This is a genomic window from Dactylosporangium sp. CA-052675, from assembly GCF_050947935.1.
Taxonomy (GTDB): Bacteria; Actinomycetota; Actinomycetes; order Mycobacteriales; family Micromonosporaceae; genus Dactylosporangium.
This window is the reverse complement of sequence record NZ_CP192010.1, coordinates 959,298-986,164: the sequence shown is the minus strand read 5'-3', so window position 1 is coordinate 986,164 and position 26,867 is coordinate 959,298. Positions and strand designations below refer to the sequence as shown.

At 71.7% G+C, this 26,867-nt stretch carries 26 protein-coding genes and 2 pseudogenes; 10 read left to right on the top strand and 18 right to left on the bottom strand.

What is annotated here, in order from left to right:
• Positions 1–330 precede the first annotated feature (330 nt).
• The 6 genes from ACQP1P_RS04515 to ACQP1P_RS04490 all read right to left on the bottom strand — a co-directional run bounded on the left by ACQP1P_RS04515 (position 331) and on the right by ACQP1P_RS04490 (position 7,898).
• The gene (locus ACQP1P_RS04515; RefSeq protein ID WP_433083376.1) at positions 331–1,350 is read right to left on the bottom strand and encodes an NAD(P)/FAD-dependent oxidoreductase; all 1,020 of its coding nucleotides are present in this window, start codon (positions 1,348–1,350) and stop codon (positions 331–333) included.
• A 10-nt stretch (positions 1,351–1,360) separates the two neighbouring features.
• Positions 1,361–2,020 carry a rhomboid family intramembrane serine protease gene (locus ACQP1P_RS04510; protein WP_433083374.1) on the bottom strand — a complete coding sequence of 220 codons (660 nt, stop codon included), beginning with the start codon at positions 2,018–2,020 and terminating at the stop codon, positions 1,361–1,363.
• Positions 2,021–2,090: 70 nt separating this feature from the next.
• Positions 2,091–2,744 (bottom strand): transglycosylase SLT domain-containing protein, encoded by a 654-nt coding sequence (locus tag ACQP1P_RS04505; protein ID WP_433083372.1) that lies wholly within the window; start codon positions 2,742–2,744, stop codon positions 2,091–2,093.
• 290 nt (positions 2,745–3,034) lie between these two features.
• On the bottom strand, positions 3,035–4,315 hold the full coding sequence (locus ACQP1P_RS04500; RefSeq protein WP_433083370.1) for a PhoH family protein: 1,281 nt from the start codon (positions 4,313–4,315) through the stop codon (positions 3,035–3,037).
• Between the two features lie 866 nt (positions 4,316–5,181).
• A complete protein-coding gene (locus ACQP1P_RS04495) occupies positions 5,182–5,952 on the bottom strand; it encodes an isoprenyl transferase (protein WP_433083368.1) in 771 nt (256 codons plus the stop codon).
• 119 nt (positions 5,953–6,071) lie between these two features.
• The gene (locus ACQP1P_RS04490; protein WP_433083366.1) at positions 6,072–7,898 is read right to left on the bottom strand and encodes a phosphoenolpyruvate carboxykinase (GTP); all 1,827 of its coding nucleotides are present in this window, start codon (positions 7,896–7,898) and stop codon (positions 6,072–6,074) included.
• A gap of 259 nt (positions 7,899–8,157) precedes the next feature.
• Here ACQP1P_RS04490 and ACQP1P_RS04485 point away from each other — a divergent pair, with 259 nt between their 5' ends.
• On the top strand, positions 8,158–8,676 hold the full coding sequence (locus tag ACQP1P_RS04485; RefSeq protein WP_433083364.1) for a GtrA family protein: 519 nt from the start codon (positions 8,158–8,160) through the stop codon (positions 8,674–8,676).
• A 61-nt stretch (positions 8,677–8,737) separates the two neighbouring features.
• A complete protein-coding gene (locus ACQP1P_RS04480) occupies positions 8,738–9,361 on the top strand; it encodes a GtrA family protein (RefSeq protein ID WP_433083362.1) in 624 nt (207 codons plus the stop codon).
• 36 nt (positions 9,362–9,397) lie between these two features.
• On the opposite strand, the gene ACQP1P_RS04475 is transcribed toward ACQP1P_RS04480, so the two are convergent.
• Both ACQP1P_RS04475 and ACQP1P_RS04470 read right to left on the bottom strand, forming a co-directional pair.
• A complete protein-coding gene (locus ACQP1P_RS04475; protein ID WP_350611796.1) occupies positions 9,398–9,946 on the bottom strand; it encodes a PH domain-containing protein in 549 nt (182 codons plus the stop codon).
• Between the two features lie 69 nt (positions 9,947–10,015).
• Entirely contained in the window at positions 10,016–10,873 is an 858-nt protein-coding gene (locus tag ACQP1P_RS04470) for a biotin--[acetyl-CoA-carboxylase] ligase (protein ID WP_433089827.1), read from the bottom strand.
• On the opposite strand from ACQP1P_RS04470, the gene ACQP1P_RS04465 reads away from it, so the two are divergent.
• Positions 10,872–12,500 carry an acyl-CoA carboxylase subunit beta gene (locus ACQP1P_RS04465; RefSeq protein ID WP_433083359.1) on the top strand — a complete coding sequence of 543 codons (1,629 nt, stop codon included), beginning with the start codon at positions 10,872–10,874 and terminating at the stop codon, positions 12,498–12,500. The genes ACQP1P_RS04470 and ACQP1P_RS04465 overlap by 2 nt on opposite strands.
• Before the next feature lie 51 nt (positions 12,501–12,551).
• Here ACQP1P_RS04465 and ACQP1P_RS04460 read toward each other — a convergent pair whose 3' ends face one another.
• On the bottom strand, positions 12,552–14,465 hold the full coding sequence (locus tag ACQP1P_RS04460; protein WP_433083358.1) for a serine/threonine-protein kinase: 1,914 nt from the start codon (positions 14,463–14,465) through the stop codon (positions 12,552–12,554).
• 63 nt (positions 14,466–14,528) lie between these two features.
• Positions 14,529–16,670 (bottom strand): prealbumin-like fold domain-containing protein, encoded by a 2,142-nt coding sequence (locus ACQP1P_RS04455; RefSeq protein ID WP_433083356.1) that lies wholly within the window; start codon positions 16,668–16,670, stop codon positions 14,529–14,531.
• Positions 16,671–16,701: 31 nt separating this feature from the next.
• On the opposite strand from ACQP1P_RS04455, the gene ACQP1P_RS04450 reads away from it, so the two are divergent.
• Positions 16,702–17,043 carry an acyl-CoA carboxylase subunit epsilon gene (locus tag ACQP1P_RS04450; protein ID WP_433083354.1) on the top strand — a complete coding sequence of 114 codons (342 nt, stop codon included), beginning with the start codon at positions 16,702–16,704 and terminating at the stop codon, positions 17,041–17,043.
• Here the strand turns inward: ACQP1P_RS04450 and ACQP1P_RS04445 are convergent.
• Complete coding sequence (locus ACQP1P_RS04445) at positions 16,937–17,524, bottom strand: MscL family protein (RefSeq protein WP_433083352.1); 588 nt, start codon at positions 17,522–17,524, stop codon at positions 16,937–16,939. The genes ACQP1P_RS04450 and ACQP1P_RS04445 overlap by 107 nt on opposite strands.
• Before the next feature lie 33 nt (positions 17,525–17,557).
• Here ACQP1P_RS04445 and ACQP1P_RS04440 point away from each other — a divergent pair, with 33 nt between their 5' ends.
• Positions 17,558–18,157 carry a Maf family protein gene (locus tag ACQP1P_RS04440; protein ID WP_433083350.1) on the top strand — a complete coding sequence of 200 codons (600 nt, stop codon included), beginning with the start codon at positions 17,558–17,560 and terminating at the stop codon, positions 18,155–18,157.
• Positions 18,154–18,813 carry an O-methyltransferase gene (locus ACQP1P_RS04435; RefSeq protein WP_433083348.1) on the top strand — a complete coding sequence of 220 codons (660 nt, stop codon included), beginning with the start codon at positions 18,154–18,156 and terminating at the stop codon, positions 18,811–18,813. Before ACQP1P_RS04440 ends, ACQP1P_RS04435 begins: the two co-directional genes overlap by 4 nt.
• Before the next feature lie 272 nt (positions 18,814–19,085).
• On the opposite strand, the pseudogene ACQP1P_RS04430 reads toward ACQP1P_RS04435, so the two are convergent.
• From ACQP1P_RS04430 to ACQP1P_RS04415, 4 genes and pseudogenes are all read right to left on the bottom strand, one after another.
• A pseudogene (locus ACQP1P_RS04430) lies at positions 19,086–19,466 on the bottom strand (MFS transporter); the annotation flags it as partial.
• A 258-nt stretch (positions 19,467–19,724) separates the two neighbouring features.
• The gene (locus ACQP1P_RS04425; RefSeq protein WP_433083346.1) at positions 19,725–20,480 is read right to left on the bottom strand and encodes an ABC transporter permease; all 756 of its coding nucleotides are present in this window, start codon (positions 20,478–20,480) and stop codon (positions 19,725–19,727) included.
• Between the two features lie 3 nt (positions 20,481–20,483).
• Positions 20,484–21,437 carry an ATP-binding cassette domain-containing protein gene (locus tag ACQP1P_RS04420; RefSeq protein ID WP_433083344.1) on the bottom strand — a complete coding sequence of 318 codons (954 nt, stop codon included), beginning with the start codon at positions 21,435–21,437 and terminating at the stop codon, positions 20,484–20,486.
• An 81-nt stretch (positions 21,438–21,518) separates the two neighbouring features.
• Positions 21,519–22,154 (bottom strand): PadR family transcriptional regulator, encoded by a 636-nt coding sequence (locus ACQP1P_RS04415; protein WP_433083342.1) that lies wholly within the window; start codon positions 22,152–22,154, stop codon positions 21,519–21,521.
• Positions 22,155–22,244: 90 nt separating this feature from the next.
• Here ACQP1P_RS04415 and ACQP1P_RS04410 point away from each other — a divergent pair, with 90 nt between their 5' ends.
• A complete protein-coding gene (locus ACQP1P_RS04410) occupies positions 22,245–23,993 on the top strand; it encodes an acetyl/propionyl/methylcrotonyl-CoA carboxylase subunit alpha (protein ID WP_433083340.1) in 1,749 nt (582 codons plus the stop codon).
• A gap of 19 nt (positions 23,994–24,012) precedes the next feature.
• Here the strand turns inward: ACQP1P_RS04410 and ACQP1P_RS04405 are convergent, their stop codons facing one another.
• Together ACQP1P_RS04405 and ACQP1P_RS04400 are read right to left on the bottom strand one after the other, a co-directional pair.
• On the bottom strand, positions 24,013–24,951 hold the full coding sequence (locus ACQP1P_RS04405; RefSeq protein WP_433090478.1) for a hypothetical protein: 939 nt from the start codon (positions 24,949–24,951) through the stop codon (positions 24,013–24,015).
• 5 nt (positions 24,952–24,956) lie between these two features.
• Positions 24,957–25,292, bottom strand: a complete 336-nt coding sequence (locus tag ACQP1P_RS04400) for a hypothetical protein (RefSeq protein ID WP_433083338.1) — start codon at positions 25,290–25,292, stop codon at positions 24,957–24,959.
• Between the two features lie 95 nt (positions 25,293–25,387).
• Between ACQP1P_RS04400 and ACQP1P_RS04395 the strand changes: the two genes are divergently transcribed.
• The 3 genes from ACQP1P_RS04395 to ACQP1P_RS04385 all read left to right on the top strand — a co-directional run bounded on the left by ACQP1P_RS04395 (position 25,388) and on the right by ACQP1P_RS04385 (position 26,684).
• Positions 25,388–26,062 (top strand): hypothetical protein, encoded by a 675-nt coding sequence (locus ACQP1P_RS04395; protein ID WP_433083336.1) that lies wholly within the window; start codon positions 25,388–25,390, stop codon positions 26,060–26,062.
• Positions 26,038–26,421, top strand: coding sequence for a hypothetical protein (locus tag ACQP1P_RS04390; protein WP_433083334.1), 384 nt, complete (start codon positions 26,038–26,040; stop codon positions 26,419–26,421). Before ACQP1P_RS04395 ends, ACQP1P_RS04390 begins: the two co-directional genes overlap by 25 nt.
• Positions 26,422–26,495: 74 nt before the next feature.
• A complete protein-coding gene (locus ACQP1P_RS04385; protein ID WP_433089825.1) occupies positions 26,496–26,684 on the top strand; it encodes a zinc finger domain-containing protein in 189 nt (62 codons plus the stop codon).
• A gap of 55 nt (positions 26,685–26,739) precedes the next feature.
• On the opposite strand, the pseudogene ACQP1P_RS04380 reads toward ACQP1P_RS04385, so the two are convergent.
• Positions 26,740–26,841 (bottom strand): annotated as a pseudogene (locus ACQP1P_RS04380) (hypothetical protein); the annotation flags it as partial.
• Positions 26,842–26,867 lie beyond the last annotated feature (26 nt).

The following is a 26,867-nucleotide window of genomic DNA, read 5'->3' as shown; positions in this document are numbered from 1 at the left end:
GGTCGCGCGGCGGCGACGGCGTCGCGCGGCGGCGACGGCGTCGCGCGGCGGCGACGGCGTCGCGCGGCGGCGACGGCGGCGATGGCTGCGGCAGTCGCGCGGTGGCGAGGGCGGCGGCGTGGGCACGGTGGCGGTGGCGGTGACGGTGGCGCGGTGGCTCGGCCTGGTGGAGATGGCGGGAGCCGCCCGCGACAGCCATGTGTCCGGCGCGCGACCCCGAGCGTCCGTTCGCGGCGCGGTGCCGAGGCAAGCGTTGCCGGCGCCCGCGCGAAGGCCGAGCGCGCCAACGGCCCGGCATGTGCGGCGCACCGCCGCAGGCGGAGGTGCGGATCAGCCGTTGTCGGACGAGTGGCCGGGGAACAGGTGCGCGGCCGGATCGATGATCACGGCGGCGTTGTTCACCGCGGTCGCCGCCTCGCCGAAGCCCACGGCGATGAGGCGGACCTTCCCGGTGTACTCGCTGATGTCCCCGGCCGCGAAGACCCGGGGCAGGTTCGTCGCCGTCGTGCTGTCCACGCGGATGTGCCGCTTGGACAGCTCCAGCCCCCAGCCGGCGAGCGGGCCGAGGTCGGCGGTGAAGCCGAGCGCGGCCACCACGGTGTCGGCCGGCAGCGTGCGCGCCTCGCCGCCGCGCACCGTGACGTCGACCCCGGTGACGCGAGCGTCCCCGTGCAGCCGGGTCACCTCGGCGTTGGTCACGATCTCGATGGGCAGCGCCTGCACCCGGGAGACGGTCGAGGCGTGGGCGCGGAACTTGTCGCGCCGGTGCACCAGGGTGACCGAGCGGGCGATCGGCTGCAGGGCGAGCGCCCAGTCGAAGGCCGAGTCGCCGCCGCCCACGATCACGACGTCGTGCCCGGCGAGGTCGGCCAGGTGCGGTACGAAGAACAGCAGACCCTCGCCGGAGAAGCCCTCGGCCGCCGGGAGCGGGCGCGCGGTGAAGCTGCCCAGGCCGCCGGTGATGAGGACCGCCCCGCAGGCCAGCGACTCCCCCGAGGACAGCCCGAGCACCGGGCGCTCGTCCACATAGGACAGCTCGTCGGCCCGGACCCCCAGGAGGTACTCGGGGTTGAACTGGGCCGCCTGCTCGACCAGGTTCGCCACCAGGTCGCGGCCGCGGATGCCCGGGAACCCGGCCACGTCGAAGATCATTTTCTCCGGGTACATCGCCGTGACCTGGCCGCCGGGCTCCGGCAGCGCGCCGATCACGGCGGTGGACAGCCCGCGGAAGCCCGCGTAGTAGGCGGCGAACAACCCGGCCGGTCCCGCGCCGACGATGGCGAGGTCGACGGTACGGCGACACGGGCCTTGTGGGTCGAGGCCCGATCGGCCCGCGACGGCTTCTCGCATGGGTGGGACGCTACGACAGCTCCGGGCCCAGGGATAGGGGGTCGACGTGCTCAACCGGGCGCGGGCGGCGCCGGCGGAACAGGATCGCGGCGACCAGCCCGGCCAGGAACCCGCACAGGTGACCCTGCCACGACACGTCCGGGTCGCCCGGGAGCACGCCGAAGAGCTGCCAGCCGTAGAGGAGCCCGACGAGCAGGCCGACGCCGATGTACCACAGCCGCCGGCCGACCACGCCGCGCATGAGGATGACGCCGAGGTACCCGAAGATGACGCCGCTGGCCCCGACCACGACGGTGTTGGCGTCCCCGAGGAACCAGACCCCGACCCCGGCGACGATCGCGATGAAGGCGGTCGTGAGCCAGAACCGGGCGCCCCCGTCGGCGAGCACGAAGGTGCCCAGCAGGATCAGCGGGATGCTGTTGCCCAGCACGTGGTCGAAGCCGGCGTGCAGGAACGGCGCGAAGATGATCCCGTCCAGCCCGTCGATGTGGTGCGGGCGGATGCCGCCCTCCTGGTCGAGCCGGTGCCCGCTGAGCCCGTCGAAGAACTCGATGAGGAACAGCACCGGCACGAACGCGCACATGGCTACGAAGGCCCGCCCGATGGAGGCGTAGAAGGCCTCGGTCCCGAATCGGGTGGGGTCGGCCTGCCGCTCGCTGTCGCTCGACACGCCCAAGTGGTAGCAGAGACGCGCCAGCGCCGCCACACGAGCGAGGTGTGACGGCGCCGACGAGCGAAACTCAGTACGAGTGGTGGCTGTTCCAGTAGTTCCAGGCACCGCAGGGCGTCTGGTACTTGCCCTTGATGTAGCCGAGCCCCCAGCGGATCTGCGTCTCGGGGTTCGTCTTCCAGTCGGCCCCGGCGGAGGACATCTTGCTACCGGGGAGCGCCTGCGGGATGCCGTACGCCCCGCTGGGGTTCGCCGCCTTGGCGTTCCAGCCGCTCTCCTTGTCCCACAGCTTCTCCAGGCACGGCATCTGGTCGAGCCCGAAGCCCATGCCGATGAGGACGGCGCAGCCGGTCTTCTTGTTGCCCGAGTACACGTCGCAGGAGGGCGGCACCGGGTACTTCGGCGCCGAGTTGGTCGGTGGCGGCGTGGTGGCGCGGGCCTTGTTGCGGCTCGCCTCCTCCTCGGCCTTCTTGCGCGCCGCGTCGTCGGCGGCCTTGGCCTGGGCGGACGCCTCCTCGGCGGCGGCCTTGGCCTTGGCCAGGGCGTCGGCCTCGGCGGCGCTGCTCGGCGAGCGCGACGCGGACGGCGTGGCGGAGGACGAGGAGACGGGGAATGCGGCGGTATCGGCAGCCTTGACGGCGCTGGCCGAGTCGTCGTCGTGCTGGGTCAGGCCGGCGATCACGAGGCCGCCGACGAGACCCGCGAGGATCACGAGAGCGAACACGGCTCGGATGGTGCCGACCCGGTGCCACAGCCGGATCACAGGGTCATCCATTCGTCGGGGACAGGAAGCGGCGCCCGCTCCTCGCGGAGCGGGTCCGGACGGGGTGTTACCCACCGCCCGGACCCTTACGCACCGTGAGCGCCTGATGCCCACTTGCGTGGCGTCACGCGCTCGAGACCCACCATCGCCCAGCACAATCGAGGGTGAGAACCCGAACGCTACCTTCTGTGAGCCTAATCACGCCGCAATTCGGGTGGTTCTCCTCAAGTCCGGCTCGCGGCCGCCGACGATCAGCGCTCGAACGGCAGGTCCTCCAGCAGATCCGTGACCACCTCGGCGATCGGAGAACGCTCCGAACGGGTGAGGGTGACGTGTGCGAAGAGAGGATGGCCCTTCAGCGCCTCGATCACCGCGGCGATACCGTCGTGCCGGCCGACGCGGAGGTTGTCACGCTGAGCGACATCGTGGGTGAGTACCACCCGCGAATTCATGCCGATGCGCGACAGTACGGTGAGCAGAACCCCCCGTTCGAGGGACTGGGCCTCGTCGACGATCACGAACGCGTCGTGCAGGCTGCGGCCCCGGATGTGGGTCAGCGGCAGGACCTCGAGCATGCCCCGCCCCGCGACCTCCTCCATCACGTTGTCGTGCACCAGCGCACCCAGCGTGTCGAAGACGGCCTGCGCCCAGGGCGACATCTTCTCGGCCTCGCTGCCGGGCAGGTAGCCCAGCTCCTGGCCGCCGACGGCGTACAGCGGCCGGAACACGATGACCTTCTTGTGCTTGCGCCGCTCCATGACCGCCTCGAGCCCCGCGCAGAGCGCCAGCGCCGACTTGCCCGTGCCGGCCCGCCCGCCGAGGGAGACGATGCCGATGGAGTCGTCGAGCAGCAGATCCAGCGCGACGCGCTGCTCCGCCGAGCGCCCGCGCACGCCGAACGCCTCGCGGTCGCCCCGCACCAGCCGCACCGACTTGTCGGCCCCCACGCGGCCCAGGGCGGACCCGTTCTGCGAGGTGAGCACGAGCCCGGTGTGCACCGGCAGGTCACCGGCGCCGTCGAGGTCGACGGCCTCCCCGGCGTACAGCTGCTTGACCTCGGCCTCGCTGATGCCCAGCTCGACCATGCCGGTCCAGCTGTGATCGGCGGCCGGCCCCGGCTGGTACTCGTCCGCGGCCAGACCCACCGAGCCGGCCTTGACCCGTAGCGGCATGTCCTTCGTGACCAGCAGGACGTCCTTGCCCTCGGCCTGCAGCGCGAGCGCCACGGCGAGGATGCGGGCGTCGTCGGTGTCGGCCCGGAACCCGGCCGGCAGCACGTGCTGGTCGGCGTGGTTGAGCTCGACCCGCAGGGTGCCCCCGGCGTCGGTCAGCGGCAGCGGCTCGTCCAGCCGGCCGTGCTTGGCCCGCAGCTCGTCCAGGAAGCGCAGCGAGCGCCGCGCGAAGTAGCCCAGCTCGGGGTGGTGCCGCTTACCCTCCAACTCGGAGATGACGACCAGCGGCAGGACGACGTCGTGCTCGCCGAAGCGCAGGAACGCGCCCGGGTCGGACAGCAGCACGGAGGTGTCCAGCACGAAGGTGCGCCGGGTGGGAACGGGGACCGGGTTCTCCTCGGCCTTCTTCCGGGTGCGCCGGACGGCCTTGACGGGCGGCGTCGCCTTGCTCGGTGCCCCGGCTGCGGCCTGGGCTGGCGCCGGCTCCGCGGAGGTTGAGGAGGATGCTGAGGGACTACGGCGAACGGTCACGGGATCTCCGGGGACGGGCACCTCGCCGCCCGCACTCGCGTCCTCCGACGCCCGCACGGGGTCGGGTGCTTGGCCCCGTGGCTTCACATGCGTTCGCTCGGTCCGGGCCTCGGATGCCGGGGAAAACCCCCGCCACAGCAATGACGCTATCCGGTAGTTGCAAAATCCACTAGATCGCGCAGCCGATTCCCAGCCGATCAGGTCCGAACACACGACAAACACCAGGTGCACGGCCCGCAACGGACAGTGACGGCCTGTGGCCCGTTTGTGCGCCACCACTCACACCGATCTCGGCCGCTTCCAGAGCCCCGCACAGGCGCCGGCCACGCTCGGACGCGCCCAGGCGCGGGCAGCGTGCGACCCGGGACGCGGTTGGCGTGCTCGGCGCCCCTCACCGCTCGTCAAGCCGCCCAGCCACGCACGGCCCCGCCCTCCCGCCCGGAGCCTTCGGCGCCCGTCCGCGCCCGCGAGCCACACACAGGCGCCGATAAGGACAGCCGCCGACGCCTCGCGACATCCCTTCAGCACGGCGACCACCACCCATGGCGCCCGTCAGCCGCCTTCGGACCCCGAGACCAAACCCCCGCGCGCCGACCCGGCGCCTAAAATACGGACAGAACCGATTTATCGCCCCGCAGGCGAAAAATCCGATAAGTCGCGGCGCGGAGCGCCCGAGTTATCGAAGAAACCCGAGCTCAAGCCCCGTAACGCCGCTGACGATTGGCATAAGACCGCAGCGCCCGAAGAAAGTCCGTCCGCCGGAAGCTGGGCCAGTGCACGTCGCAGAAGTAGAACTCCGAGTGCGCGCTCTGCCACAGCAGGAACCCCGACAGCCGCTGCTCCCCCGACGTGCGGATCACGAGGTCAGGGTCGGGCAGCCCGCGGGTGTAGAGGTGGTCGGAGATGTGGTCGACGTCGAGGATCTCGGCGAGCTCCTCGATCGTGGTGCCGGCCTTCGCGTGCTCGTGCAGCAGCGACCGCACCGCGTCGGCGATCTCACGGCGGCCGCCGTAGCCGACGGCCAGGGAGACCTGCGCCCCGCCGGTGCGGTCGATCGTCTTCTCCTGGGCCGCCTTGAGGGCCTGGGCGCTGGAGCTGGGCAGCAGGTCGAGCGCGCCCACGATGCGCAGCTGCCAGGGGTTGCGCTCGTCGGCGAGGTCCGCGGCCAGGTTCTCGATGATCTGCAGCAGCGGGTCGAGCTCCTGGGCTGGGCGCGAGAGGTTGTCGGTGGACAGCAGCCAGAGGGTGACGTGCTTGACCCCGGCGCCGTCGCACCAGCGGAGGAGCTCCTTGATCCGCTCGGCGCCGACCCGGTGGCCGTCGTTGGGGTCGACGTATCCCATCTCGCGCGCCCAGCGGCGGTTGCCGTCGACGATCACCCCGACGTGGTGCGGCTTCGGCTTGCCGAGCAGCCTCCGGGAGAGACGCTTCTCGTACAGCGAATAAACCACGTCACGCAGGCCCACGGCAGAGAAGACTAGCGACCCCGAGGGCGAAGCAACACCGCCAGGCGGGCACCGGACAGTACTGTTTCCGTAAAGTGACAAGCGGCCGGTCACCCGACGGACCGGCCGCTCACCAGCGGTTATGCGGCGCCGAGGCGGGCCCGGAGGGCGTCGAGCTCGGCCCAGAGAACTCCTGGCAACTTCTCGCCGAACTGTTCGAACCACGCCTGGATCTGCGGCAGCTCCGCGCGCCACTCCTCCGCGTCGACGTTCAGCGCCGCGGCCACGTCCTCGGCCGTCAGGTCCAGGCCGGCGACGTCGAGCGCGCCGGGCGCCGGGACCGCGCCGATGGGCGTCTCCACCGCCTCGGCCGTGCCCTCGATGCGCTCGACCACCCACTTGAGCACCCGCGAGTTCTCGCCGAAGCCGGGCCACAGGAAGCGGCCGTCGTCACCGCGGCGGAACCAGTTCACGTAGAAGATCTTGGGCAGCTTGGTCGGGTCGCCGTCGACGCCCTTGCCCATCTCGATCCAGTGGGCGAAGTAGTCGCCGGCATTGTACCCGATGAAGGGCAGCATCGCCATCGGGTCGCGGCGCACCACGCCCACCTGGCCGACCGCCGCCGCCGTGGTCTCGCTCGACAGCGTGGCGCCAAGGTACACGCCGTGCACCCAGTCGCGCGCCTCGGTGACCAGCGGGATCGTGGTCTTGCGCCGACCGCCGAACAGGATCGCGTCGATCGGCACGCCGCGCGGGTCGTCGTACTCGGGCGCCAGGATGGGGCACTGGGTGATCGGGGTGCAGAAGCGGGAGTTCGGGTGCGAGGAGAGCTCGTCCGAGTCCGGCGTCCAGTCGTGACCGCGCCAGTCGGTGAGGTGCGCGGGCGGCTCACCCATGCCCTCCCACCAGATGTCGCCGTTGTCGGTGAGCGCCACGTTGGTGAAGATCGAGTTGCCGCGCGCGAGCGTGCGCATGGCGTTCGGGTTGGTCTTCCAGTCGGTACCGGGAGCCACGCCGAACAGCCCGAACTCCGGGTTGACCGCGTACAGGCGGCCGTCCTGCCCGAAGCGCATCCAGGCGATGTCGTCGCCGAGCGTCTCGACCTTCCAGCCCGGGATCGTGGGCTCCAGCATCGCCAGGTTGGTCTTGCCGCACGCGCTGGGGAACGCCGCGGCGATGTACTTGACCACCCCTTCGGGGCTGGTGAGCTTGAGGATGAGCATGTGCTCGGCGAGCCAGCCCTCGTCGCGGCCGATGACGCTCGCGATGCGCAGCGAGTAGCACTTCTTGCCCAGCAGCGAGTTGCCGCCGTAGCCGGAGCCGAAGCTCCAGATCTCCCGCGTCTCGGGGAAGTGCGAGATGTACTTGGTCTCGCTGCACGGCCACGCCACGTCGGCCTGCCCGTCCTCGAGCGGGGCGCCCACGGAGTGCAGGCAGGGCACGAAGTTCGCGTCCGTGCCCATCTTCTCCAGCACCGTGGCGCCCATCCGGGTCATGATGCGCATGGAGGCGACGACGTACGGCGAGTCGGTCAGCTCGACGCCGAACATCGGGTCCTCGGCGCTGAGCGGGCCCATGCAGAACGGGATGACGTACATCGTCCGCCCCCGCATGCACCCGTCGTACAGCTCCGTCATGCGCCGCTTCATCTCCTGCGGCGCCATCCAGTTGTTCGTTGGGCCGGCGTCGGCCTCGTCGACGGAGCAGATGAAGGTGCGCTCCTCGACCCGGGCCACGTCGGAGGGGTCGGTACGGGCCCAGAAGGAGTTCGGCCGGGCGTCCAGGCGGACCAGCGCCCCGCTCTCGACCAGTTCGTCGGTCATCCGGCGCCACTCGCGCTCGGAACCGTCGCACCAGACCACGCGTTCGGGTCTCGTGAGCTCGGCGACCTCACGGACCCAGGCCAGCAGCCGGGTGTGGGCGGTGGGCGCCTGATCCAGGCCGGGCACTGTTACCGGGGCAGACATACGGTGACTCCTCTTGGTCGGCATTGACCTCGAACCGCCCGAGGATGCGCGCAAGCGCGGCGCGCGATGGTGCGAGCGCGTCGTGAAATCCAGCGGGTTTCTCCCAGCCTAGGCCCGCCGACCTGGCCCGGCATCGCGAGACCTTGTGAAAACCTGCACAAGAACGAAAGGCTTTCAAGCCCGCTCGCAGAATTTCGCGCGAACTTTTCGTTCAGCGCGCATTACTGCGCAAAGGGTGTCGTGCCTTACTCTGTCCTGCGTGACCGACGTGCAGTCGACGACCCCGCAGCCGACCATGTTCCAGAAGCTCTACGCGCGCTTCGAGGGTCTGGTGCGTGAGGCCGGCAAGTTCGGCACGATCGGCCTGATCACCTTCCTGATCGACACCGGCGTCTACAACCTGCTGTGGGGTCCGCTCAACACGCTGGTCGCCGGCACGATCTCGATGGCGGTCGCGGCCACGTGCGCGTTCATCGGCAACCGGTTCTGGACCTGGCGCGACCGGGCCCGCACCGACCTGCGCCGCGAATACGCGCTCTACTTCCTGTTCAACCTCGTGGGCCTGGTCATCGCGCTGTCCTGCCTGGGCATCAGCCACTACGTCTTCGGCTTCACCAGCCAGCTGTCGGACAACATCGCCAAGAACGGCGTCGGCCTCGTGCTGGGGACCCTGTTCCGGTTCTGGTCCTACCGCCAGATCGTGTTCCGCAAGCGCCCCGATCACACCGAGGCCACCCCCGGCAGCCCGGCTGTCACGGAGCGTGAGACCGCGGGGTGACCTGTCCCGCAGTCGGCCTCGGGGCCGCGCGCGGCTTGGTCGCTTACCGTAAGGTTGGCCGGTGCGATTCGCCAGCAGTCTCCGCGACCGCTTCCTGCCGGAGCGTTACCACGCGCTCGCGACCGAGCTGTTCAAGTTCGGCGCGGTCGGCTGCGTCAACACGGCCGTCGACTTCATCCTGGTCAACGCCCTGCTGTTCATCGGCCCGCTGAAGGCGAAGATCGTCGCGGTGGTCGTCGGGACCATCGTGTCCTACCTGCTCAACCGCCAGTGGACCTACAAGGACCGCGAGAGCGGGAGCGCGCGCCGCGAATACGTGCTCTTCTTCGCGCTCAACGGCGTCGGCCTGCTCATCCAGGAGGCGGGCCTGGCGGTGGCCAAATACGGGCTGCACTTCAGCGAGTCCAACCCCGACGACCGGCTGGCGTTCAACATCGCCAACGCCGCGGGCATCCTGCTGGCGACGACGTTCCGGTTCTGGGCGTACCGCACCTGGGTCTTCACCGCCAGCCCCGAGCAGCGCGAGATCGAGGCGCTCGAGGTGGCCTTCTCCGACACCGCGGCCATCGCCCCGGACGAGCGGCAGATGGAGGCGCTGGAGGCCGCGTTCTCCGACCCCGCGACCAGCCCGCCCGCGCCCCGCAAGCCGGCCGACGACCTGGAAACCCCCGCCGCGAAGCGCTGACGGGGGCACCAGAAAAGCCCGCGCACCGGGCGGAGCTCAGCTCGTCGCGTCGTCCCGCAGTTCCTTGACGAGCGCGTCGCGGTCGTCGTCGCCGAACGTGTGCTTCTGGCGGTCGGAGTCGACCAGCTCGTACAGCATGCTCTGGGTCTTCTCCACCTGCGGCAGGTCGGTCAGCTGCACCTGGCCCCGCTCGCCGGCCGACTCGATGGTCAGCGTGCCGCAGCCGAGCATCCGCTCGAACAGCGAGTGCGAGAACGACACGTCGTTGATCCGACCCATCGGAATGTCACGGCCGCTGCGCGAGAAGACGCCGCTGCGCATGATCACCCGCTCGTTGGTGAAGACGTAGTGCGTGGTCCGCCACTTGATCCACGGCCACACGGTGACCACCAGGACCAGCACGAGGGCCACGCCGGAGACGATGAGCATCGGGATCATGCCCCAGCCCGTGAAGATCGCCAGGACGACGACTGCCGCCACGGCCAGCACAAACCAGACCACCGGCAGGAACAACGCCTTCCAGTGGGGGTGCAGGTGCAGCACCACCTGCTCGTCCTTGGTCAGGACGCTTTCCGGGAACCCCACGCGAAACCCCTCCTCGTTCATGAATGTCGGAGGTGAGGCTAGACCCTGAACGCCACCCGGCGGGATGGACTACCCGGACGTATCCAGCCGCGCGTGGACCACATCCCCGGCGGCCACCGCCCGCACGGTGCCGAAGCGGTCCGTGACCTGCAGCCGGCCGTCGACGTCGACGCCGGCCGCCAGGCCCTCGAGCACTGTCCCGCCGGGCAGGTCGACGCGCACGCGGCGGCCGATGGTGCCGCAGTGCAAGGCGTACGCCTCCCGCAGCCCGGACGCCTCGGGGTCCCCGCCGTGCTCGGTGAAGCGCGCGTACCACTCCCCGATCGCCCGCAGCAGGGCCCGCAGCAGCGGGTCACGGTCCGTGTTCGCGGCCCCGGCCAGGGCGAGGGACGTGGCGTCCGGGCGGGGCAGCTCCTCCTCGCGGAGCGTGACGTTGAGCCCGATGCCGAGCACCACCGCCCCGTCGGCCGCCTCGGCGAGGATTCCGGCCGTCTTGCGGTCCCCGGTGAGCAGCAGGTCGTTCGGCCACTTGAGGTAGGCGTCCACCCGGGACACCCGGCGCACCGCCTCGGTGAGGGCCACCCCGGCCAGCAGCGGCAGCCAGCCCAGCCGCGCGGGAGCGATGTCCGGGCGCAGCAGCACGCTGAGCGCGAGCCCGGCCCGGGCCGGCGACTCCCACTGGCGGCCGAGGCGCCCACGGCCGGCGATCTGGCGCTCCGCGACGATCACCAGGCCCTCCGGGGCGCCCTCGCGGGCCGCGGCGATCGCGTCGGCGTTGGTCGAGCCGGTCTCCTCGACGATCCGCAGCTCGGTCCAGAGGCCGCCGGGGACGAGCAGTGCCCGCCGCAGCGCGAGCGGCCGCAGCGGGGGCCGCCCGAGGTCGGACCAGGAGCCCGACCCGGAGCCCGACGGGGAGCCGGTGGAAATGTTCACAGCTCGACCCTATGTCGGCGCCATTAAGCTGCCGAAGGTGACCACGAAGCAGGCGGACATCCACTCGACCTCGGGCAAACTCGCGGATCTGCGGCGCCGCACGGAGGAGGCGGTGCACGCCGGCTCGGCCCGCGCGGTGGAGAAGCAGCACGCCCGCGGCAAGAAGACCGCCCGGGAACGCATCGAGCTGCTGCTCGACCCCGGCTCGTTCGTCGAGCTCGACGAGCTGGCCCGGCACCGGTCCACCAACTTCGGGCTGGATGCGGCGCGCCCCTACGGCGACGGCGTGGTCACCGGCTACGGCACCGTCGACGGCCGCCAGGTGTGCGTGTTCGCCCAGGACTTCACGGTCTTCGGCGGCAGCCTCGGCGAGGTCTTCGGCGAGAAGATCGTCAAGGTCATGGACCTGGCGATGAAGATCGGCTGCCCGGTCGTGGGCATCAACGACTCCGGCGGCGCGCGCATCCAGGAGGGCGTGGTCTCCCTGGGGCTGTACGGCGAGATCTTCTTCCGTAACGTCCGCGCGTCGGGCGTCATCCCGCAGATCTCCCTGATCATGGGCCCGTGCGCGGGCGGCGCGGTGTACTCCCCCGCCGTCACCGACTTCACCGTCATGGTCGACCAGACCTCGCACATGTTCATCACCGGCCCCGACGTGATCAAGACGGTCACCGGCGAGGACATCGGCATGGAGGACCTCGGCGGGGCCCGCACGCACAACACGAAGTCGGGCAACGCGCACTACCTCGCGGCCGACGAGGACGACGCGATCGACTACGTGCGCGCGCTGCTGTCCTATCTGCCGTCGAACAACATGGACGACGCACCGGTGCTGGACGCGACCTCCGGGGCCGCGGCGCTCGAGATCACCGACGAGGACCTCGCGCTCGACGCGCTCATCCCCGACTCGGCGAACCAGCCGTACGACATCCGCACGGTCGTGGAGACGGTCGTCGAGGACTTCCTCGAGGTCCAGCCCCTGTTCGCGCAGAACATCGTGGTCGGCTTCGGCCGCGTCGAGGGCCACCCGGTCGGCGTGGTCGCCAACCAGCCGATGCACTTCGCCGGCTGCCTGGACATCGACGCGTCGGAGAAGGCCGCGCGCTTCGTGCGCACCTGCGACGCCTTCAACATCCCGATCCTCACGTTCGTCGACGTGCCCGGGTTCCTGCCCGGCGCCAGCCAGGAGTGGGACGGCATCATCCGCCGCGGCGCGAAGCTGATCTACGCCTATGCCGAGGCGACGGTACCGAAGGTCACGGTCATCACCCGCAAGGCCTACGGCGGCGCGTATGACGTCATGGGCTCCAAGCATCTCGGCGCCGACCTCAACTTCGCCTGGCCGACGGCGCAGATCGCGGTGATGGGCGCCCAGGGTGCGGTCAACATCCTGTACCGCCAGGAGCTGCGCGACGCCGAGGACCCGGCCGCGCTGCGGGCCGAGCTGATCCAGGAGTACGAGGACACGCTCGCCAACCCGTACGTGGCGGCCGAGCGCGGCTACGTCGACGGGGTCATCGCCCCCTCCACCACCCGGGTCGAGATCGTGCGGGCGCTGCGGCTGCTGCGCACCAAGCGCGAGACCCTGCCGCCGAAGAAGCACGGCAACATCCCGCTCTAAAGCCCGAGCACCGCAGCACCCCGCTGCCGCGCTTCGCTAGCGGGCGGCGGGTCAGCGCTGGGGGCTGGGCTGGAACGTGGCCCGGATGATCGCGTAGACGTTCTGCGCCGCCGGCTGGGTCCACATGTCGGTGGTGCACTCCCAGTAGATGGCCTGGCCGAGGTCGGGGCGGATGCGGCAGCCCAGGTTGGACACGTGCATGTGTCCCTGCGGGCTGTCGTACGTCCACTGCCAGTCGGCACAGTCCCCGATGTAGTCCTTGACCGCCACGATCTTGAGCCGGTGGTAGTTCGGGTACCGGTTGCCGGCGACCCGGGCCGCCTCCTGCTGCTCCCAGTCCTTGACCGGGTCGCCCTTCGGCGGCGTGAACGTGGTGTCGATGCCGACCCGCATGCCGGGCACCACGTTGGACTCGTAGTAGACCATCGAGTCCGACGACGGGTGCGGCTTGCGGATCCACCCGACCGGCAGGCCGACCCGCCAGCCGAACTCGGGGTCGGTGATCCACTCGTAGCCGTCCGGCAGCCGCACCGCGTCGCCGCCGATGCTGCCCTGCACGATCGGCGACCGGGTCGCGACCGTCGTCGCCGACTGCGTCCCCGGCTCCGACCGCGTCCCCGGCTCCGACGGCGGCGCCGGGGAAGCCGCGACGCCGATGCCGCGCGGGTCGTTCGCCGTGCCGTCCGGCTCGTCGCCGGAGCCGGTCAGCAGCAGCACCGCGGTGATCACGAGGGCCACGACGGCGACGGCCGCGGCCGCCCAGCGCCACGGCGACGTGCGGGGCACCGTGCGGTCGAGGTCGTCGCCGGCGGAGTGCGACGGCACCAGCTGGTCGCCGGCGCTGTCGCCGCTCGTGCCAGTGCCAGTGCCATTGCCAGTGCCAGCGTCATTGCCAGTGCCGCTGTCTCTGCCGGTGCCACTGCCGCCCGTCTCGGCCGGCCGCGGGGCGGGACCGAAGAACGAGGCCAGCTCGGGCGAGACGTCCGCGGCGACGCCCGGCTCGCGGCTCACCGCGACGACCGGCCGGGCCGCGGGGGCCGCGACGGGCGCCGGGCGGGCCGTCCCGCCGGACGGCGAGCCGGAGTGCCCCTCGCGGGACCGGCGCGGGCGGGGCAGCGCGGGCATGCTCCACCAGGCGCGACCCTCGCCGGACGCGGCGCGCTGCAGCAGCCGCTCGGTCTCGGCCACGCCGGCCCGGGCCCGCGGGTCCTTGCGCAGCAGGGCGGTCAGCACCGGCTTCATCACGCCGGCCCGCACGGGCGCGTCGGGCTCCTCCGTGGCCAGGGCGGTCAGGGTGGCGTACGTCGTCGAGCGCGCATACGGCGAGCGTCCCTCGACGGCGGCGTACAGCGTCGCCCCCAGCGACCACATGTCGCTCTCCGGTCCCGAGGTCCCCTCGCGGGCCCGCTCGGGCGAGATGTACTGCGGCGAGCCCAGAATCAGCCCCGGCCGGGTCACGGCCCCGTCGCCGCCGTCGAACACGGCCAGCCCGAAGTCGGTCAGCACCACCCGGCCGGTGTCGGCCAGCAGCACGTTGCCGGGCTTGACGTCACGGTGCAGGACCCCGGCGGCGTGCGCGGCCTTCAGGGCGCCCAGCACCGCGAGGCCGATCCCCGCGACCCGCTCGGGCGGCAGCGGGCCGTCCTCGGTGATCACCTGGTGCAGCGAGCGCGACGGGACGTACTCCATGACGATCCACGGCGCGTCCTCGGTGTGCACGACGTCGTAGATCCGCACCACGTTGGCGTCGTTGAGCCGGGCCGCCGCGCGCGCCTCGCGCAGGGTGCGCAGCTGGAGCTCGTCGCGCTCCTCCCGGGTCAGCCCCTCCGGCGGAACGACCTCCTTGATGGCCACGTCCCGGCGCAGCATCTCGTCGCGGGCGAGCCAGACGCGGCCCATGCCGCCGGCACCGAGCGGCTCGATCAAGCGGTACCGCTCGGCGACCAGCGCCCCGGAGTAGGTCATCACCTTGCAAAGTACCGAACCGGAGCACGCGCGAAAAACCCCGGTTCTGGTGAAGATCGCACGTCAGTCGGTGCGCGAGCGCAGGACCATGATCAGCAGGATGAGCAGGCCGAGCCCGACGAGCCCGGCCCCGATGAGGGCGACCGGCAGGACCCGGAAGGTATCGAGCACCTTCTGTTGCGTCGGACGGGCCGCGTCGGTGTCGAACGTGACCGTGACGACGATCGTGGTCTCCTGCGCGTCCTGGGCGTCGGCGGCGTTCTCGTCGCCGATCCGCAGGGTGCCGGGGATCGCCACCGGGGCGTCGCCCGGGTTCGGGTCGACCGTGGCGGTGACCGAGACCTTGGCGTCCTTGGTCGACGGGGTCTGCGGCTGCTGGACGGTGCACCGCGTCGGGCTGAGGAAGCCCAGCGGCGCCGGCAGCGAGGCCTCGCCGTTGTCGTCGCCGCCGAGCACGGCCCGGCCGCTCGAGCCGTCCTCGCAGTCGATGTCCACGACCACGGCCCCCGCGCGACCGGCCGCACTGCCGGCGAAGCGCACCGTGAGCTGCAGCTGCCGGGCGGGCTCGAACGTGTAGGTGGCCGTGCACCTGGCGGCGGGGTCGGAGGCGGTCAGCGGTACGACACCCGCCGCCCCGTCGTCGGGATCCGGCGACTCGCCCGGGTCGCAGGCGAAGGAGCTCAGCCGCCAGCTGCCGTCCACGGTCGACAGCGGCGCGATGGGCGTGACCAGGTATTCGGCGAACGTCAGCGACCCGGGCACGTCGCCCTTGGCCACCGCGGGCTCGCCCAGCGCCGCCGTGGTCGACACCCCGGACCAGCCGATCAGGCCCTGCTTGCGCGGCGTGACCGCGAACCCGGCGGCCGCGGTGCCCCCGACGGTGACCGCGCGCAGCTCGATCGAGCCGGCCTTGCGCGTGACCCGCAGCGCGCAGTCGGCCGCGGCGGCGGTCGCGAGCGTCACGGTGACCGTCCAGCCCTCGGGCTTGAGCTCCTGGTCGCCGCAGCCCGCGCCGGCCAGGCTCCACGCGGCGGCGTCGCCGGCGGGGGCGGTGAGCGTGACCGCATAGGCCCCCGGCAGCAGCGTGGCGAGGTCCGCCCCGGACGCGACCGACGCGGACCCGTCCCCGGTGGCGGCGGCGCTCAGGTGCCGGGCGGGGCCGCCGGCCGGGTCGGCGACCGCGAGGTCGAAGGCGCCGCCGGCCGTGTCGGAGTACAGCCGCAGCGTCAGCCCGGTTCGGACGGGCGGCGGGGCGAAGGTGAACGTGCACGTGACGATCTCGCCGGCGGCGAGCGTGACGGTGGCCGTGGCGGTCGGCACGTCGGTCGCGGCCAGGCTGCGCCCGGCGCCCGACTTGGTGCAGCTCAGGTCGGCGAGGCTCCAGCCGGCCGGGGTGTGCGCCACGACCGTGCCCGGCGCGCCGCCCGCGCTGCGCACCAGGGTGGCGTCGGTCTTGGCGTCGATGTCGATGCGCCGCTGCGGGTCGTAGCTGGCGCTGGAGTCGAACCGGAAGTGCTGCGGGTAGCCGGGGGCGGTCGTGGTGCGGGCCCGCACGATGAGGGTCGCGGTCGGCTGGGCGGCCTTGACGTAGTAGGCGTAGCAGAAGACGTGCCGGGCCCCGGACGGGAAGCCGACCCACTGAACGTTGCCGTTCGTGTGCCCGTCGATGGCGCAGCGGAGGGAGCCGAAGCCGTAGCCCGCCTGCCCCGGCTGCGCGGCGGCGAGCAGCGGGTCGCCCGGGCTGCCGCCCTGCGCCCAGAGCTGGTGCCGCGCGGCCGCCTTGGCCTGCTCGTCGGTGAGCGTGACGGTGACCGCGCCGTCGATCGTCTGGCCGGTCTTCTGCCCGGTGCGGTCGAGCAGCGGGGCGGCGGCCGCGGTCGGCCCCGAGCCGGCGGCCGGGGTCGTGACCGTCGACAGGGCGCCCTTCTTCTCGTGCCCGGCCCCGAGCGAGAACTGCCACCCGTTCAGCGGCGCGCAGCCGGCCGAGCCGGCCGCCTCGACCTGCGGGTCGACCTCGTCGCCGTCGTGGTAGGCGCTGTCGCGCCCGACCGGCGCCGCGTTCTCGGCGTTGTCGTCGCGCACCCGGTTGCCCATGACGTTCTGGTAGCCGTCGCAGGCCCGGGCCACGAAGGTCACCTGGTAGTGCAGCGAGGCGGAGACCGAGGCGGGCGACTCGCCCTCCCGGGCCGACGCCGGGCTCGCCACACCGGCCGCCGACGCCAGCGCGGCAGCGACAGTGATCGATATAAGCCTACAGACTCGGCGAATCAGGACGTTTGTCAATGCGCCCCCCAATTCGCCATCGACTCCCGTTCCGTTCGAGTATGCGCTGCTGAGGTGTGCGTATGCTCGCAGGACGGCAACGTTTCGCGAACAAGTCCGGGAGGTCTACGTGAGCCAGGAGCCGCTGTTCAGGGTGGTCAAGGGCGCGCCGACCGCCGAGGAGGTGGCCGCGATCGTGGGCGCCCTGTTCAGTCTCGCCCCGGCGCCGGCTGCGGCCGCTCGTCCCCGGTCGCGGTGGGCGGCGTCGGCTCGGCCGGGTCGGCCCCGCCATTGGCGCGCCGTCGCGGGATCGTGATCGGCGGCAGCGTCGGCAGCGTCGGCCACTTGCGCGCCTCCCGCTCCAGCTGCAGCCGCTCGGCCTCCTGCGGGTCGGGCAGGTCGGTGACGAGCTGCTGGCCGCACGAGCGGCAGGTCAGCGCGGCCACCGGGATGCGGTCCAGGCAGTAGGGGCAGTTGCGCAGCTCCAGCGAGCGGCCGCGGTCGACGCCGATCAGCGTCATGAACTTGATGACGACGAACAGGCCGACGGCGAGCAGCATGAACTGGAGCAGATCGTTCAGGAACGTGCCGTACCGAATCGGCGTGCCGTGAACCGTGATCGCCAGTTCCTTGAAGTCCGGCTCGCCGACCGTCGCCGCGACCGCCTGCAGGAACAGGTTGGTCACGAACGACTGCACGAGCGTGGCGAACGCCGTGCCGATGATGAATCCCAGCGCCAGGTCGAGGACCGAGCCCCCGACGGCGATGGCCTTGAACTCCGCCCACAGCCTGCGCACGGACATAGATGGTAGTTCGCTAACGTTGCCGCCGTGAGAACCTTCATCCTCGCCTCCGCGAGTCCCTCGCGGCGGCGGCTGCTCGCCCAGGCCGGCATCGCGGCGCAGGTCGTCGTGAGCGGCGTCGACGAGTCCGTGGTCCAGGCCGGCGACGCCGCGACCCTGGCCGGCACGCTGGCCGGCCTCAAGGCCCGGGCGGTGCTGCCGTCGGCGCCGGCGGACGCCCTGGTGCTCGGCTGCGACTCGGTGCTCGGCTTCGACGGCGAGATCCTGGGCAAGCCCGGCACGGCCGCGGAGGCGACGGCGCGCTGGAAGGCGATGCGGGGCCGCTCGGGCGTGCTCTACACCGGGCACTGCCTGCTGGACGCGGCCACGGGCGCGGCGGCCGAGGAGGTCGTGGCGACGACGGTGCACTTCGCGTCGCCCTCCGACGAGGAGATCGCGGCCTACGTCGCCACGGGCGAGCCGCTGGAGGTCGCGGGCGCGTTCACCATCGACGGCCGGGGCGGCGCGTTCGTCGCCGGCATCGAGGGTGACCACACGAACGTGGTCGGCCTGTCGGTGCCCACCCTGCGTCTCCTGCTGGCGCGGCTGGACGTCCCGCTGGTGTCGCTGTGGAGTATTGGCGTATGACCAAGGAGACCCTCGCGCTGACCAGCGCCCTGCACGACTACGTCGTGGCCAACGGCAGCAGCCCCGACGAGATCGTCCGCGACCCGATCGAGGAGACGGCCCGGGTGCTGCCGGCCGACCAGGGCATGCAGATCGCCCCCGAGCAGGCCGGCTTCATGACCCTCCTGACCCGGATCCTGGGCGCCCGCAACGCGGTCGAGATCGGCACCTTCACGGGCCTGTCCTCGATCGCGATCGCCCGCGGCCTGCCGGCGGACGGCCGCCTGATCTGCTTCGACGTCTCGGACGAGTACACGCGGATCGCCCGCCGCTACTGGGACCGCGCGGGGCTGGCCGACCGGATCGAGCTGCGCATCGGCCCCGCCTCCACGACGCTGTCCACCCTGCCGCCGGACCCGCACCTGGACCTCGCCTTCATCGACGCGGACAAGACGGGCTACCTGGACTACTGGGAGCAGTTGGTCCCGCGCATGCGCCCGGGCGGCCTGATCCTGGTCGACAACGTCCTGCGCCACGGCCACATCGTCGACCCGGACCCGGCGGACACGGGCACCGTGGCGATGGTCGAGTTCAACCGGCACGTCCTGGCCGATGCCCGGGTCGAGTCGGTGCTGCTCCCGATCGCGGACGGCCTGACCATCGCGCGCCGGCTCTGACGCCCCGACGCCTCGACGCCCTGACGCTCCGAAGCCCCGACGCCCTGACGCTCCGAAGCCCCGACGCCTTGACGCCCTGACGCTCCGAAGCCCCGACGCCTTGACGCCCTGACGCTCCGACACTCTGACGCCCTGACGCCCTGACGCTCCGGGGACACTGGCGCCCCGGGGGACCCGGCGGCCGGGGTCACGGCCAGGCCCGAGCGCCGGCCCCAGCCGGCCGCGAAGGTCGCGCCGACCACGAGCGGGGCCACCAGGCCCAGGGCCGCGGCGGCCGCGTTCGCCTCGCTGATCGCGGCCGGGGCGGCGGTGCCGTGGTGGTCGGTCAGGCCGGCGTTGATGGCGTTGACCTCCAGGGCCGAGCCGATGCTCGCGAGCGTCGCGAAGGTCAGGGTCAGCGCGAGGTGGTGCGCGGCGTACATCCCCACCGCCGCGGTGCTGACGCACGCCAGGCCGATCCAGATGAGCCGCGCCCGGCCCAGGCGGCGGGTCAGGCCGGGCAGGAGGAGGCCGCCGAGCACGCCGCCCAGGGCGAACGCGGTGCCGTGCAGGCCGGCCAGGGTGCGGCTGATGTGCAGCTCGTCGCGCAGGATCGTAGCCACGGGGCCGAAGCCGTAGAGGGAGTAGACCCACAGGGCCAGCTGGACGTACATGACCCAGGTGAGCCGGTCGCGAACGAGACGAGGCACGGGCGCAACGCTGTCACGCCATCCCGGACCGCGGACGTGGCCACGGCGGTGAGCCTCATTACCGGTACAGCCTGATCGGCGCGGCGCCCCCGGTGCGGTCTTGGCACCGCGGACCCGGCTAGGGCGGTCCCCTCCGGCCGAAGGCCCTCCGGGGACCGCCCTTTTGTCTGGCGGGAGCGACGGTCAGTTACTGACGCGGACCCGAGCAGGGAAAACCCGGGGTCAGCGAACACCCTTGGCGAACGCCCGGGACGCCCACACCACCGTGACCACGGTCAGGACCCCGACGACCACCGCGGCCTGCCAGACCGAGTCGGCGCCCGGGTGGCCGTCGAAGAGGGCGCGCACCCCGTCCACCGCCCACGAGAACGGGTTCCAGTCGGCCACGGTCCGCAGCCACTTCGGGGCGAACGTCAGCGGCAGCAGGATGCCCGCGGTCAGCAGCAGCGGCTGGGAGATCGTGTTCAGCAGCGGGGCCAGGGCGTCCTCGCTGCGCAGCTTGAGCGAGACGGCGTAGGAGAAGGCCGAGAGCATCAGCGAGATCACGGCCATGAGGGCGAACGCGGCGGCGACGTCGAGGACGTTCACGCGCAGGCCGACCGCCACGGCGATGACGACGATGAGCAGCGCCTGGAACAGCAGGGAGACCACGTCGCGCAGGGAGCGGCCGATCAGCAGGGCGAAGCGGCTCACCGGCGTGACCCGGCTGCGCTCGATGACGCCGGCACGCAGCTCGGCGATCAGGCCGAAGCCGGTGAACAGCGAGCCGAACATGGCCAGCAGGACGAGCAGGCCGGGAACGAACAGCCTGTACGCCTCGGCGTTGGTGCTCACCCCCAGGGCCGGCTTCAGCAGCGGGGCGAAGAGCAGCAGGTAGAACAGCGGCTGGACGACGCCCACGATCAGCCAGACCGGGTTGCGCAGCATGAGCTGCATCTGGCGCTGGAAGACCAGCCAGGTGTCGCGGAGGAATTTCATCGGTCAGCTCTCCCTCAGGGAACGGCCGGTCTTGGTGAGGAACACGTCGTCGAGGCTCGGGCGGTGCAGCTCCATCTCGCCGAGGGTGACGCCGGCGTGGTCGAGCAGGCGCAGGATGTGCGGGATGGCGGTGGCGCCTTCGGTGACGTACAGCCGCAGCCGCCCGTCCGCGTGGTCGATGCTGCGCACGTAGTCCTGGTTGGCGAGCAGGCCGGCCGCGGTCTCGGAGGCGCCGTTGACGCCGACGGTCACCACGTCGCCGGCGACCTCGCGCTTGAGGGCGTCGATGGTGCCCTCGGCGACGATCTCGCCGTGGTCCATGATCGCGATCCGGTCGCACAGGGCGTCGGCCTCGTCGAGGTAGTGCGTGGTGATGAAGACCGTCATGCCCTCCTCGCGCAGGCGGCGCACCTCGTCCCACATGTGGGCGCGGCTCTGCGGGTCGAGGCCGGTGGTCGGCTCGTCGAGGAACACGATCTTCGGCTCGTGGATGATGCCGAGCGCGATGTCGACCCGGCGGCGCTGACCGCCCGAATACGTCTTGCAGCGCCGGTCGGCGTACTCGGTCAGCTGGAACGCGTCCAGCGCCCGGCTCACCCGCCGCTGCGCCTCGGCCTTGCCGATGCCGTAGAAGCGGGCCTGCAGCACGAGCTCCTCGCGCGCGCTGCTCTCGTCCCAGGTGCTGCCGCCCTGGGCGACGTACCCGATCCGCCGCCGCACCTCGCCCGGGTTCCTCAGCAGGTCGGCCCCCGCGATGGTGGCCTCGCCCCCGTCCGGCGCGATGAGCGTGGCGAGCATGCGCAGCGTCGTGGTCTTGCCCGCGCCGTTCGGTCCGAGAAAGCCGAAGATTTCCCCGCCCCGGACGGAGAGGTCGACGCCGCGCACGGCCTCGACGACCTTCTTGTCGCGACCGGCGCGGGAGCGGAACGACTTGCGCAGGCCCCTCGTCTCGATCATGTCCGTCTCCCCTGTCGATGGATTCGCAAGGAGACTGTAACGCGATATAATTTTGTCGGTCAAGTTTGAGTATGTCGCGTACTACTCGTCTTCGTCGTCGACGGGCTCGCCGTACTCGGCCCGGATCGCCCGGCGCCACTCCTCGGCCTCCCGCTCGTCGGCGTCCTCCCCGCGGTGGCCACCCTCGCCGGCCTCGATGCGCGCGGCGATGTCGTGGCACCAGCGGGCCTCGGCCTCGCAGCGCGCCAGGGTCAGCTCGAACTGCCAGCCGACGTGCGGCGGCTTGTGATCCAGCCACTGGTCCACGTTGTCGCGATAGGTCTTGGTCCAGTCCTCCAGCAGCCGGGCCCGGGCCCGCAGCGCGCCCACCGCCTCGGCGCGCGGCAGGTGCGGCAGGAACGCGAAGGCGGCCAGGAACGGGTCGTGCGGCTCCTGGTACTCCCACCAGAACCGCCGCAGCAGCGCCTGGTACTCCGCCGAGCCCGCCGCGGTCAGCCGGTAGAGGGTGCGCGCCGGCCGGTTGCCCACCTGCTCGGTCGCGACCTCCTCGAGCAGCCCTTCCTCGCTCATCCGGCGCAGGGCGTGGTAGATCGAGCCCGGCTGGACGTTGGCCCAGCTCTCGACGTTCCAGCTGGTCAACTCCTTGCGGATGTCGTAGCCGTGGACCGGCTGGAGGTACGACACCAGGCCGAGGATCATCAGACGCGTAGTGGACACGACACAAGCGTAATAGACAAGTTTGACTAAGCGTCGGGAGTGACTTTCTTGGCAACGGAAAGTGTCGGACCCTGGGCATAGACTGCCTGCGTGCGCAAGGTACTGATCGCCAACCGAGGCGAAATCGCCGTTCGGGTCATCCGGGCCTGCCGTGACGCCGGCCTGGCCAGCGTCGCGGTGTACGCCGACTCCGACCGCGACGCGCTGCACGCCCGCCTGGCCGACGAGGCCTACGCGCTGGGCGGCGACTCGGCCGCGGAGACCTATCTGCGCATCGAGAAGCTCGTCGAGGTGGCCGCGCGGTCGGGCGCGGACGCGGTGCACCCGGGATACGGGTTCCTGTCCGAGAACGCGGACTTCGCCCAGGCCGTCCTCGACGCCGGGCTCACCTGGATCGGCCCGAGCCCGCAGTCCATCCGCGACCTCGGCGACAAGGTCACCGCCCGGCACATCGCCCAGCGCGCCGGCGCCCCGCTCGTGCCCGGCACCGCCGAGCCGGTCGCCGACGCCGCCGAGATCATCGCGTTCGCCCAGGAGCACGGCCTCCCGGTCGCCATCAAGGCGGCCTTCGGCGGCGGCGGCCGCGGCCTCAAGGTCGCCCGCACGATCGAGGAGATCCCGTCGCTGTTCGAGTCGGCCGTGCGCGAGGCGGTGGCCGCGTTCGGGCGCGGGGAGTGCTTCGTCGAGCGCTACCTCGACCAGCCCCGCCACGTCGAGGCCCAGGTGCTCGCCGACCAGCACGGCAACGTGATCGTGGTCGGCACCCGCGACTGCTCGCTGCAGCGCCGGCACCAGAAGCTCGTCGAGGAGGCCCCGGCCCCGTTCCTCACCGACGAGCAGCGCGAGCAGATCCACTCCTCGGCGAAGGCGATCTGCCGCGAGGCGGGGTATCACGGGGCCGGGACGGTGGAATACCTCGTCGGCAACGACGGCACCATCTCCTTCCTCGAGGTCAACACCCGCCTGCAGGTCGAGCACCCGGTCAGCGAGGAGACCACCGGCATCGACCTCGTCCGCGAGCAGTTCCGCGTCGCCGACGGCGAGAAGCTCCGCTTCGACGCCGACCCCGTCCCGCGCGGCCACGCGATCGAGTTCCGCATCAACGGCGAGGACCCCGGCCGCGGCTTCCTGCCCGCCCCCGGCACCGTCACGCGGCTCGCCCTGCCGACCGGCCCCGGCGTGCGGGTCGACACCGGCATCGAGTCGGGCAGCGTCATCGGCGGCAACTTCGACTCCCTGCTGGCCAAGGTCATCATCGTCGGCGAGACCCGCGCCGAGGCCATCGAGCGCGCCCGCCGCGCCCTCGACGAGATGGTGGTCGAGGGCATGGCCACCGCCCTGACCTTCCACCGCAAGGTCCTGCGGGACCCGGCCTTCACCGACGAGCCCTTCCGCGTGCACACGCGCTGGATCGAGACCGAGTGGGTGAACGACGTGCCGCCCTTCACGGCACCGGCGACGGACACCGCCGAGGCCGCGGAGCGCTCGACCGTGGTGGTCGAGGTCGGCGGGAAGCGGCTCGAGGTCACGCTGCCGGCCGGGCTCGGCACGGCCGCACCGGCCGCCCCCGCCGCGTCCCCGCGCAAGCGGGCGGCGGGCAAGAAGGCCGGCGCCGCGGCGAGCGGCGACGCCCTGACCAGCCCCATGCAGGGCACGATCGTGAAGATCGCGGTGGCCGAGGGGGACACCGTCGCCGAGGGGGACCTGGTCGTCGTGCTCGAGGCGATGAAGATGGAGCAGCCGCTGAACGCCCACAAGGCCGGCGTCGTGACCGGCCTGCAGGCGACGGTGGGCGAGGTCGTGTCGGCGGGGGCGGTCATCGCGGAGATCAAGTCGTAGAGCATTGCTCGGGTCCGCGTCACCTGCGGACCGTTGCTCCCGCCAGACAAAAGGGCGGTCCGGATGGCCCACGCCACCGACACCCACGGCGCGACCCTGGCGAACTTCGCGCTGTTCGACCTGGTCGGCTTCCCGACCACCAGCGCCGCGGTGGCGTGCCCGCCCCGCACGGACGCGGCGACCGCTGCGCCTGCTGGCCAGCGGGACCGCCGCCCGCCGTGGCCCGCACGGCGAACGGCCGGCCCTGCGGACGGCCGAGCGCGCTCACCGAGCCGCTCGCGGCGACCTTGACCAGCTGCCCGGCCACGATGCCGTAGTCGCCGTCGGGTGCCGCCGCCGGCGTGTTGAGCTGGGCGGCGACGTGCCGGGTGCCGGTCACCTTGCCGGCCGCGGCATCCACGGTCAGCAGGTCGGTGCTGCGCCCGGCCTGGGTGTCGGCGCCGACCGCCCGGGTCAGCAGCGCCCGGTCGCCGGGGCCGCAGGCCGGGTTGAAGTAGGAGAACTGCACCCCGGCGGCGACCGCCGTGGCCTTGCCGGTGGTGGTGTCGACGACGGCGGCGAGGGCGCCGGCCATCATGAGCTTCGGATCGTTGGACGCCTTCACGGGGGCGAACACGACCACGGCGTACCGGCCGGACCCGGTCACGCAGACCGAGCCGCCCCACGGCCCGACATCGATGTCCGTCGCCTTCAGCGTGGCGAGGGTCTGCCAGCCGAATGCGTCCTTCTCCCGGGCAATGTACAGATGGTAGCCGTCGGCGTCACCGGCCCCGGTGACGACGACGTCGGACGAGGACCGCCACCTGCCGCCGAGCGCATGGTCGGGATCGGCGATTGCACCCTGGCCGGTGTGGGGCACGGTCGGTTCGGCCTGCGCCCGGCCGGGCAGGAACCCGACGGTCAGGGCGGCGGCCACCGATACGGCGAGGAGGCGCCGCAGCGCGGATTGACTGCGCATCGCGATCACCGCCACCCCGTGCACTGGGACGTGAAGGTGTTGGTGTCGCCCGGATCGGCGACGACCGTCGTGCTCCGGCAGAGCTTGACCGAGTGACCGGCCGAGTTCCACATGTGCGTCTCCAGGGCCCCGTTGGTAGTCACGCCCGATTCGAGAATCTGCTCGGCGCCCCCGTACTCCGGAATGGCGAACAGCGTGCCGTAGACGCCCCCGCTGGGCTCCTGCACTTCACCCCAGAAGGCGTGGCAGCCCGGGCTGTACATGAGCTGAATGGCGATGCCGGTGCCGATCACATAGTCGTCCCAGACCAGTTGGTTGGTCGCGAAATCGGTGCCGCTCAAAGCGACGTTGTCGCAAAAACATTGTCATTCATCAATGCAATAGATTCACGGATTGTGATAAGTTCGGTCCGCCAGCAACCGATCCGGGAGGGCGAATGGCGGTACGCACGGGACTGATGCTCGCGGCACTGACCGTGGGCACGTTGGCGGCGGGCTGCAGCCCGGCGGCAAAACCCGCCCCGACCCCCACGACCAATGCGCCGGCCGCCCGCGGCTCGGCGGGCACGGCCCCGGCCGGCGCCTCGGCCGGCCCGGCGGACGGCCTTCCGCACGGCGAGGGCCCCATCCCCGGCATCGCGGCCGACGCGGTCGCCAAGGCCTGGTCCGAGCGCTGGCACGCAAAGCCGACCCCGTACGAGCAGCTGAATGCGCATATGACCAGGCTGACGGTCGACTTCCCGGTCGTGCACGGCCAGCTGTACATGATCGTCGAACGGCCGAGCGCCGAGAGTACCGCCGTGAACATGATCTACTGCGGGGTCATCGACAATTCGCTGGGCGTGAACGGGTACATCACTATGACCCGCAATGCCGTCGAGCAGGTCGTCGCTGGCTGCGCCGGGCCGGCGTTGCGGGGCGACGAGGCGAAGCGGGTCACCGACTTCCTGGCCGGCCACGCCCAGCCCGACACCACGCCTTCGTGTTCCCCGGCCTTCAACGGCGCCTGCCCCCGCATGTCGGACCACCAGACCGACCTCGGGCGCTTCCAGCTCGTGGTCCGTACCGGGCCCGAGCACGTCGGCATGTGGCTGGTCGGCCACAAACCCTGAGCGGCGTCGCACTGCCGATCAGGGCGACAATCTCGCTGGCGGCCACGCTTGAATCGCCGACCGCTGCCGCCGCCGGGCACGGCCTGTCCGGCGCGCAGTGGTGGCTGCTCAGCGAACCGGCCGAGCCCGGCGGCGACGGCAGCGCACTGATCGAGTTGGCCCGCGCCCGCGGGCTCGCCGCGGCGACCGCCGCCAGCGAGGCGCCGGCGCCGAGCGGGGGACTGATCCGCCGCGACCGCGACCCGGCGAACCGGAGACTGGTCCGGGCCTGGATCACCCCGGCTGGCCGGGACCTGTCCACCGCCATCTGGCAGCAGGGCCGCACACAGATCCCGTCACTCGCATACGGTCCATTGTGAGAACGAGTCAGCAGCCCGGCCCCGAGCCGCGATTCCGGACCGGTTCCGTTCTCGCAACCCATTCTCACGCAAGCATGTCGCGACGAGGTTCTGAGAAATGTTTGTGCGAATGTCTCGGCATGACCGTCGATGAGAACCGTGAAGCCGGCTCGCGTGACGCCGACGACGTCGAGCGGTACCCGTGCCCACGCTGCCAGACGCAGCCCGGCTCGCCGTGCCGGTCGCGATCGGGCGTGGTCGCGGCCTCGTACCACACCGGTTGAGCATCGAGCCGCCCACCGCCTGCACGCTGACGAACGCGATCAACCACCCCACGCTGGGTGCCAGGCCGCACAGCAGGGAGCCGAGGGCGAACAACGCCAGCCCGAGCCGGAAGATCCGCTTGCGGCCGAATCGGTCGGCCATCGAGCCGGACAGCATCAGCAGGCAGGCCATGACCAGGGAGT

What these genes read in the sequence shown, in the direction of transcription:
- ACQP1P_RS04515 (WP_433083376.1), bottom strand. Translation starts at nt 1,350, where the DNA reads ATGCGAGAAGCCGTCGCGGGCCGATCGGGCCTCGACCCACAAGGCCCG.
- ACQP1P_RS04490 (WP_433083366.1), bottom strand. Translation starts at nt 7,898, where the DNA reads ATGTCTGCCCCGGTAACAGTGCCCGGCCTGGATCAGGCGCCCACCGCC.
- ACQP1P_RS04465 (WP_433083359.1), top strand. Translation starts at nt 10,872, where the DNA reads ATGTTCACAGCTCGACCCTATGTCGGCGCCATTAAGCTGCCGAAGGTG.
- ACQP1P_RS04460 (WP_433083358.1), bottom strand. Translation starts at nt 14,465, where the DNA reads ATGACCTACTCCGGGGCGCTGGTCGCCGAGCGGTACCGCTTGATCGAG.
- ACQP1P_RS04435 (WP_433083348.1), top strand. Translation starts at nt 18,154, where the DNA reads ATGACCAAGGAGACCCTCGCGCTGACCAGCGCCCTGCACGACTACGTC.
- ACQP1P_RS04425 (WP_433083346.1), bottom strand. Translation starts at nt 20,480, where the DNA reads ATGAAATTCCTCCGCGACACCTGGCTGGTCTTCCAGCGCCAGATGCAG.
- ACQP1P_RS04420 (WP_433083344.1), bottom strand. Translation starts at nt 21,437, where the DNA reads ATGATCGAGACGAGGGGCCTGCGCAAGTCGTTCCGCTCCCGCGCCGGT.
- ACQP1P_RS04405 (WP_433090478.1), bottom strand. Translation starts at nt 24,951, where the DNA reads ATGCGCAGTCAATCCGCGCTGCGGCGCCTCCTCGCCGTATCGGTGGCC.
- ACQP1P_RS04395 (WP_433083336.1), top strand. Translation starts at nt 25,388, where the DNA reads ATGGCGGTACGCACGGGACTGATGCTCGCGGCACTGACCGTGGGCACG.
- ACQP1P_RS04385 (WP_433089825.1), top strand. Translation starts at nt 26,496, where the DNA reads ATGTCGCGACGAGGTTCTGAGAAATGTTTGTGCGAATGTCTCGGCATG.